Origin of the sequence: Microbacterium sp. ISL-103 (assembly GCF_018613995.1) — a bacterium.
Lineage (GTDB): Bacteria > Actinomycetota > Actinomycetes > Actinomycetales > Microbacteriaceae > Microbacterium.
Map to the genome: position 1 here is coordinate 1 of NZ_JAGGPD010000505.1, position 6624 is coordinate 6624.

The window sequence follows — 6624 nt, forward strand, 5'->3', positions numbered from 1 at the left end:
GTGCGGGCCGGCTCGATCCCGCCGATCAGCTCGATGACGATGTCGGATCCGAGGATCAGCGACTCGGCATCGGTCGTGAAGAGCTCTTTCGGAAGATCGACGTCGCGCCGCGCGTCGAGGTCGCGCACGGCGATCCCCGCCAGCTCGAGCGAGGCGCCCGCACGATCGGCGAGCTCGTCGCCGTGACGCAGCAGAAGGTCGGCCACCTGGGAGCCCACCGCGCCGGCGCCCAGAAGCGCCACCCGAAGTCGTCGGTACTCAGTCGTCATTGCTTCTCCTCAGAAGGGTGGTTCAGTCGTGCGCCGCCGGACCGGCACGGTCCGGTGCAGATCAGCGGTGGATCTCGGATGCCCCGATACCGGCATCCCGCGACAGGACGTCGGCGATGGTCTCGCCTCGGACGATGACCGTCGACCTGCCGTCGCGCACCGCGACGATGGGAGGACGAGGGACGTGGTTGTAGTTGCTCGCGAGCGGCGCGCAGTACGCACCTGTCGCGGGAACGGCCAGCAGATCGCCGGGGGCGACGTCGGCGGGAAGGTACTCATGATCGACGACGATGTCGCCGGACTCGCAGTGCTTGCCCACGACTCGGCTGAGCTGAGCCGCCCCCTCACCTGTTCGGGAGGCGAGGCGGGCCGAGAACTGCGCGCCGTAGAGTGCGGGGCGCGCGTTGTCGCTCATCCCGCCGTCGACGCTGATGTAGCGCCGCGTGGCGCCGGACTCGAGTGCGACGTCCTTCGTCGTGCCGACCTCGTAGATCGTGACACCGGCGGTTCCGACGATCGCCCGACCCGGCTCGAACGAGAGCGCGGGGATCGCGATGCCTCGGGCTTCGCACCCCTCGGCCACCGCGTCGACGATCTCTCCCGCGAGCGTCTCGATCGGCGTGGGGTCGTCGACGCTGGTGTAGGCGATTCCGAAGCCGCCGCCGAGGTTGAGCTGCGGGACCGGGCCGCCCTCGAGAAGCGCCGCATGCAGTTCGAGGACACGAGACGCGGACTCGCGGAAGCCCGCGACGCCGAAGATCTGCGAGCCGATGTGGCAGTGGAGCCCCACGAAGTCGAGCCCCGGGATCTCTCTGATGCGGGCGACGGCCTGCTCGGCCTCGGCGAGCGGGAAGCCGAACTTCTGGTCTTCGTGAGCGGTGGCGAGGAAGTCGTGGGTCTCGGCGTGCACTCCGCTGATGACGCGCACGAGCACGCGCTGCACAGCGTCGGTCCGTGCGGTGATCGCGGCGAGCCGCTCGATCTCGATCGCACTGTCGACGATGATCGTGCCGATTCCGACCGCCACGGCCCGTTCGAGCTCGGCGACAGACTTGTTGTTGCCGTGGAATCCGAGAGACGACGGCGCGACTCCCGCCGCGAGCGCGACCTCGAGCTCTCCCCCGGTGCAGACGTCGACGCGGAGCCCCTCGTCGACGACCCATCTGGCGACCGTCGTCGTCAGCAGCGCCTTGCCCGCGTAGTAGACCTGAGCAGTGGTGCCGTGATCGGAGGCTGCGGCGTCGAACGCGACCCGAAAGGCGCGAGCACGCGAGCGCACCTCGTCTTCGTCGATCACCAGCAGCGGGGTGCCGTAGGTCTCTGCCAGAACGGTGGTGGGGATACCCGCGATCTGCAGGACGCCGTCGCCGTCGCGCGCCGTGGATGCGGGCCAGACGGCGGCCGGCAGTTCGTTCACGTCGTCGGGCACGACGAGCCATTCCGGGGCGAGCGAGTCGGCAGGGGAAAGCAAGGAACACCAATCGTGGGACGGTCTCGGGCGGGTACGCGCACTGCGAGGTTGCCCCCGATTCTAGGGCACGGTCCATGCCGCATCCGTCATGGTGACCTCCGGCGTCAACCCCCTGCGTGCACGTCGCCCCGCCTCCTAAGGTTGATCAGATGAGCACCGAATCCGCAGCCCCAGACGCACCCCGGCCCGGTCTGATCGCTCGCGTCAGCACCGCGTCGATCCGCTGGGCGCTGACCCGTCGGCCGGTGCGGGCCTTCCTCCTCTACTCGGAGCGTCGAGGCCCGATGCTGGCCGACAGCGTGACCTACCGAGCGCTCTTCAGCGTGTTCGCCGCCGTGCTCCTCGGATTCTCGCTCGCAGCCCTGTGGCTCGCCGGGAATCCCGATGCCTGGGATGCGATCATCGCCTCGGTGCAGTCGGTGGTTCCCGGCCTGATCGGCGAGGGCGGGGTGATCGATCCCGACGATCTGCGGGAGCCGATCTCGCTGTCGATCACGGGTGCGATATCGACGATCGCCCTTGTGGGCTCGGCACTCGGCGCCGTCGGGTCGCTGCGGACGGCGGTGCGCGTGCTCGCCGGCACATCCCACTCCGACGTCCTGTTCATCTGGGTCATGCTCCGCAACCTCCTGCTCGCAGCCGGCGTCGCCGTGCTCTTCGTCGCCGCAGCAGCCGTCACGTTCGCCGGGCGCCTCGGGATCACCTGGATCAGCGGGCTGCTCGGCATCCCCGCGGATTCCCCTGTCGCCACCTGGAGCATCCGCATCGTCTCGCTGCTCGTGGTGCTCGCCCTCGACACGGTGCTCATCGCAGGGATCTTCCGGATGCTCTCCGGCCTCCGACCGGCCGGACGATCGCTCTGGATCGGGTCGCTCATCGGCGGCATCGGTCTGCTGGTGCTGCAGGAGCTCTCAGGCCTGTTCATCGGCGGCGCGACCAGCAATCCCCTGCTCGCGTCGTTCGCCTCACTGCTCGCGCTGCTGATCTGGCTCAACCTGTCGACGCAGGTCATCCTGATCTCGAGCGCCTACATCGTCACCTCGGAAGAGGAGCGCCACGACCGGGTGCACGCCCGCTTCGGTGCGACGACCTTCCCGCAGAGGCGCGTGCAGCGTGCCGAGGCCGAGGTCGCCCTCGCGACTGCCGAGCTCCGTGAAGCTCAGGAGGCGGAACGAGAGACCCGCCCCGGAGCGGCGAAGGGCTGACGCCTCAGTTCCGGGGGCACACGCCCTTGTCGAGCAGAGACTGATCGGTCGTGATCGCCCCGTCGACATCGACGTCGATCACCGCTTCGGAGCCGTCGATCTCGAGGCCCGTGAGGGTGATCCCCGCCGGCAGCTGATCGGCGATGCAGACCCGCTGTGTCTCGGTGAGGCTCGCGCCCAGGGATCCGAGCGACGATCCGACCTGGTCGGCGTCGACCTCGAGACCGCCGATCGAGATTCCCACCGGGGTCAGTTCGAGGTCGCCCTCCGCCACCCCCGGGGTCACGGTGAGCGATACCGGGATCGCGATCCCCAGCACCGTGACCGATCCCGCCACCGTCGCGTTCGGGGAGTCGAGCGTCACCGTCTCGATGGGAAGGTCTGTGCCCTCCAGCAGGGTCGTGAACTGCGACTCGTCGATGCGGATCGTGCCCGAAGCGCCGTTCAGCTCTCCCCCGCGCAGAGGCACCCCGGTGGCGGTGACGTCGACGGCTCCGGTGATCCCCTCGAGGGTCACGGAGTCCGTCGATAGATGCAGGGTGTCGAGCGTGCCGCCGATCAGCTGCGGCAGCAGGATGCCCTCGGCCTCGACCTCGAGCTCCTGATCGGCGGGCAGGTCGAGCTGATCGATCACGATCCCGCGGACGATCCCGGGAAGCACGGAACGGGCGACGAGCTCGGCTGCGACGACCAGCGCTGCCAGCACCACCACGACGACCAGCAGCACCCACGGCCATCTCTTGCGCTTGCGACGGGGCGGAGCCTCGACGGCACCGCCGTCTCCCTTCCCACCGGGGATCACGAGCGTCGGATGCTCGGAATCTGCGGCGGGGTAAGGGAGAGTGTGGTTGTCGTCGCTCATGCTGCCATCCTGCCCTACGGCGGTGGATGACCGCCGAGTCACATACGCTCTGGTGCCGACACGCCGAGCAGGTCGAGGCCGTTGCGGAAGACCTGGCCTGCGGCGTCATTGAGCCACAGACGCGTGCGGTGCACGGTCTCGATCGGGTCGTCGCCCTGGGGGATCACGCGGCAGTTGTCGTACCAGCGGTGGTACAGGCCCGCGAGCTCCTCGAGATAGCGCGCCACACGGTGCGGCTCGCGCACCTCGGCGGCGAAGGCCACGATGCGCGGGAACTCCTGCAGAGCACCGAGCAGTGCACCCTCCGTCTCGTGCGTGAGCGTCTCGGGAGCGAACTCCGAGCGATCGACACCCGAGTCGGCGGCATTGCGGGCGACATTGTGCGTGCGGGCGTGCGCGTACTGGACGTAGAAGACCGGGTTGTCGTTCGTGCGCTTCTGCAGCAGCTCGGGGTCGAGCGCGAGGGGCGAATCGGCCGGCGAACGCTCGAGCGAGTAGCGCAGCGCGTCGGTTCCGAGCCACTCGCGCAGGTCGTCCATCTCGATGATGTTGCCCGCGCGCTTGCTGAGACGCGCGCCGCCGACCGAGACCAGCTGGCCGATCAGCACCTCGACGTTCTTNNGCCGGGATGGTCGGCACCCAGCAGGTACAGCTTGTATTCGAAACCGCGGTCGCCCTTGTTGAGGTAGTACGCGGCGTCGGCGGCGAAGTAGGTGTACTCGCCGTTCGAGCGGCGGATCACGCGGTCCTTGTCGTCACCGAAGTCGGTCGTGCGCACCCAGACGGCACCCTCGTCGTCGAAGACGTGCCCCTGTTCGCGCAGACGGTCGACGGCGCGGTCGACGAAGCTCGTGCCGTCCTCCCCCTTGGCGTGCAGCGTGCGCTCGGAGAACCACACGTCGAAGTCGACGTTGAACTTCGAGAGCGACTGCTTCTGCTCCTCGAGCTGGAACTCGTACGCGAGCTCGCGGGTGACGACCACCTGCTCGTCGTCGGCAAGGTCGAGCAGATCAGGACGGGCTGCGAGCACGCGAGCCGCGAGATCGCCGATGTAGCTTCCGGCATACCCGCCCTCGGGCGTGGGCTCGCCCTTGGCCGCGGCGAGCACGGAGTTCGCGAAGCGCTCCATCTGCACGCCGGCGTCGTTGATGTAGTACTCCCTGGCGACCTTCGCACCGGAGGCCGCGAGCACACGGGCGATCGCGTCGCCGAGCGCCGCCCAGCGAGTGTGGCCGATGTGCAGGGGGCCGGTCGGGTTCGCGCTCACGAACTCGATGTTGATGCTGTGACCGGCCTGCGTGTCGTTGTGGCCGTACTCGACGCCCGCGTCGACGATGACCTTGGCCAGCGCGCCGGCGGCCGCGGCGTCGAGGCGGATGTTGATGAACCCGGGGCCGGCGACCTCGGTGCTCGCGATGCCGTCGACCTTCGCGAGCCCGTCGGCGATCTGCTGGGCGAGCTCTCGCGGGTTCGTGCCGAACGGCTTCGCCAGACGCATCGCGATGTTCGAGGCCCAGTCGCCGTGGTCGCGGTTGCGCGGACGGTCGAGGACGATGTCGGATGCGGCGAGCGCCAGCGGCTCGCCCGGACGTCGTTCCTCGGCGATCGGTGCGAGGACGGCGAGGAGGGCTTGGGCGAGCGTTTCAGGGTTCATAGGCCTTCCAGTTTACGGCGCGTCACGCGCCCGAATTTGCGAGGGCCGGATCGTGATCTACAGTCATGCCATGAAGGCCGCATCCGTCCGCCACCGCCTGCCCGTCGCAGGGCTCGCCGCCGCCGTGATCCTGGCACTCGCCGCGGTCATCGTCGGCGTGTGGCGTCCGTGGGTTCCGGTGCCGTCCTCGGCGCCCGTCGGCGCTGCCGCGACGGGTCAGGAGGCGGTCACGATCGCCCCGGTTCCGCTGCTCCTGCCCGAACATCCGACCGTCCTCGTCTTCGGGGATTCCTGGACGTACGGCTCGGCGGCGACCGAGCCGACCCTCGGCTATGCGTATGTGCTCGCCGATCTGCTCGACGGCGAGACGATCGTCGACGGCGTCCGCGGCAGCGGATATCTCAAGCCGGGACTCGACGGGCCCGCATTCGGTGACCGCATCGCCGCCCTCGACCCCTCTCTCGTACCCGACCTGATCATCCTGCAGGGGTCGATCAACGACCGCGCGCAGGGCGAAGCGGGCTATCGCGACGCCGTCACGGCGGCGTGGGATGCCATGGCAGCGAAGTATCCCGAGGCGACGATCGTCATCCTCGGGCCGGCTCCGCACGAGCTGCCGGTCGGCACCGAGACCGCACGCATCGACACCGATCTCGGCGAGCTCGCCGCTGCCCGCGGCTGGTGGTACATATCCCCCGTCGCCCAGGACTGGATCACCGAGCAGAACTATCTCTCGGTGATCGACGTGGAGGTCGGGCGCAAGCATCCGTCGACAGACGGCCACCGCTACCTCGCCGAGAAGCTGGCCGCGGCACTCGTCGAACTGGGCGGCGCGCCGGTGACCGAGGCCGGTGGGTCGGAGACCGCACCCGAGCAGTGATATTGTCGATCGGTACGCCTCCGTAGCTCAGTGGATAGAGCGCCGGTTTCCGGTACCGTAGGTCGCTGGTTCGATTCCAGTCGGGGGCACCACGGGTTGTACGCGGATGGTATGTGAATACGTACGCGTAACCCCCAAGTACGAGAAAAGCCGCCTGGTTTCAGGCGGCTTTTCTCGTTGAAGCTCGTTCTCGATGGCAGTTCGTGTCCGCGGTGACCTACGTCGGCGCAGAAACAGCTCAAGGCCGGCGCCTAGACCCGCGTCGGGGCAGTCGGGACTGCTG

At 68.7% G+C, this 6624-nt stretch carries 4 protein-coding genes, 1 tRNA gene and 2 pseudogenes; 3 read left to right on the top strand and 4 right to left on the bottom strand.

Annotation, left to right across the window (positions count from 1 at the left end):
- Nucleotides 1-269 (bottom strand): annotated as a pseudogene (locus J7E68_RS16700) (homoserine dehydrogenase); the annotation flags it as partial.
- Between the two features lie 61 nt (nucleotides 270-330).
- Nucleotides 331-1740: a diaminopimelate decarboxylase gene (gene lysA / locus J7E68_RS16705; protein WP_215174487.1), complete on the bottom strand. Its 1410-nt coding sequence runs from the start codon at nucleotides 1738-1740 to the stop codon at nucleotides 331-333.
- A gap of 149 nt (nucleotides 1741-1889) precedes the next feature.
- Between lysA and J7E68_RS16710 the strand changes: the two genes are divergently transcribed.
- Nucleotides 1890-2945 (top strand): YihY/virulence factor BrkB family protein, encoded by a 1056-nt coding sequence (locus tag J7E68_RS16710; protein WP_215174489.1) that lies wholly within the window; start codon nucleotides 1890-1892, stop codon nucleotides 2943-2945.
- A 4-nt stretch (nucleotides 2946-2949) separates the two neighbouring features.
- Here J7E68_RS16710 and J7E68_RS16715 read toward each other — a convergent pair whose 3' ends face one another.
- Both J7E68_RS16715 and J7E68_RS16720 read right to left on the bottom strand, forming a co-directional pair.
- Nucleotides 2950-3807, bottom strand: coding sequence for a DUF2993 domain-containing protein (locus tag J7E68_RS16715; protein WP_215174491.1), 858 nt, complete (start codon nucleotides 3805-3807; stop codon nucleotides 2950-2952).
- Nucleotides 3808-3845: 38 nt separating this feature from the next.
- Nucleotides 3846-5461, bottom strand: a pseudogene (locus J7E68_RS16720) (arginine--tRNA ligase).
- Between the two features lie 70 nt (nucleotides 5462-5531).
- Between J7E68_RS16720 and J7E68_RS16725 the strand changes: the two are divergent.
- Complete coding sequence (locus tag J7E68_RS16725; protein ID WP_251049089.1) at nucleotides 5532-6341, top strand: SGNH/GDSL hydrolase family protein; 810 nt, start codon at nucleotides 5532-5534, stop codon at nucleotides 6339-6341.
- A 16-nt stretch (nucleotides 6342-6357) separates the two neighbouring features.
- Nucleotides 6358-6433: transfer RNA gene (locus tag J7E68_RS16730), tRNA-Arg, on the top strand.
- The last annotated feature ends 191 nt before the right edge of the window (nucleotides 6434-6624 follow it).

What these genes read in the sequence shown, in the direction of transcription:
- J7E68_RS16710 (WP_215174489.1), top strand. Translation starts at nt 1,890, where the DNA reads ATGAGCACCGAATCCGCAGCCCCAGACGCACCCCGGCCCGGTCTGATC.
- J7E68_RS16715 (WP_215174491.1), bottom strand. Translation starts at nt 3,807, where the DNA reads ATGAGCGACGACAACCACACTCTCCCTTACCCCGCCGCAGATTCCGAG.
- J7E68_RS16725 (WP_251049089.1), top strand. Translation starts at nt 5,532, where the DNA reads ATGAAGGCCGCATCCGTCCGCCACCGCCTGCCCGTCGCAGGGCTCGCC.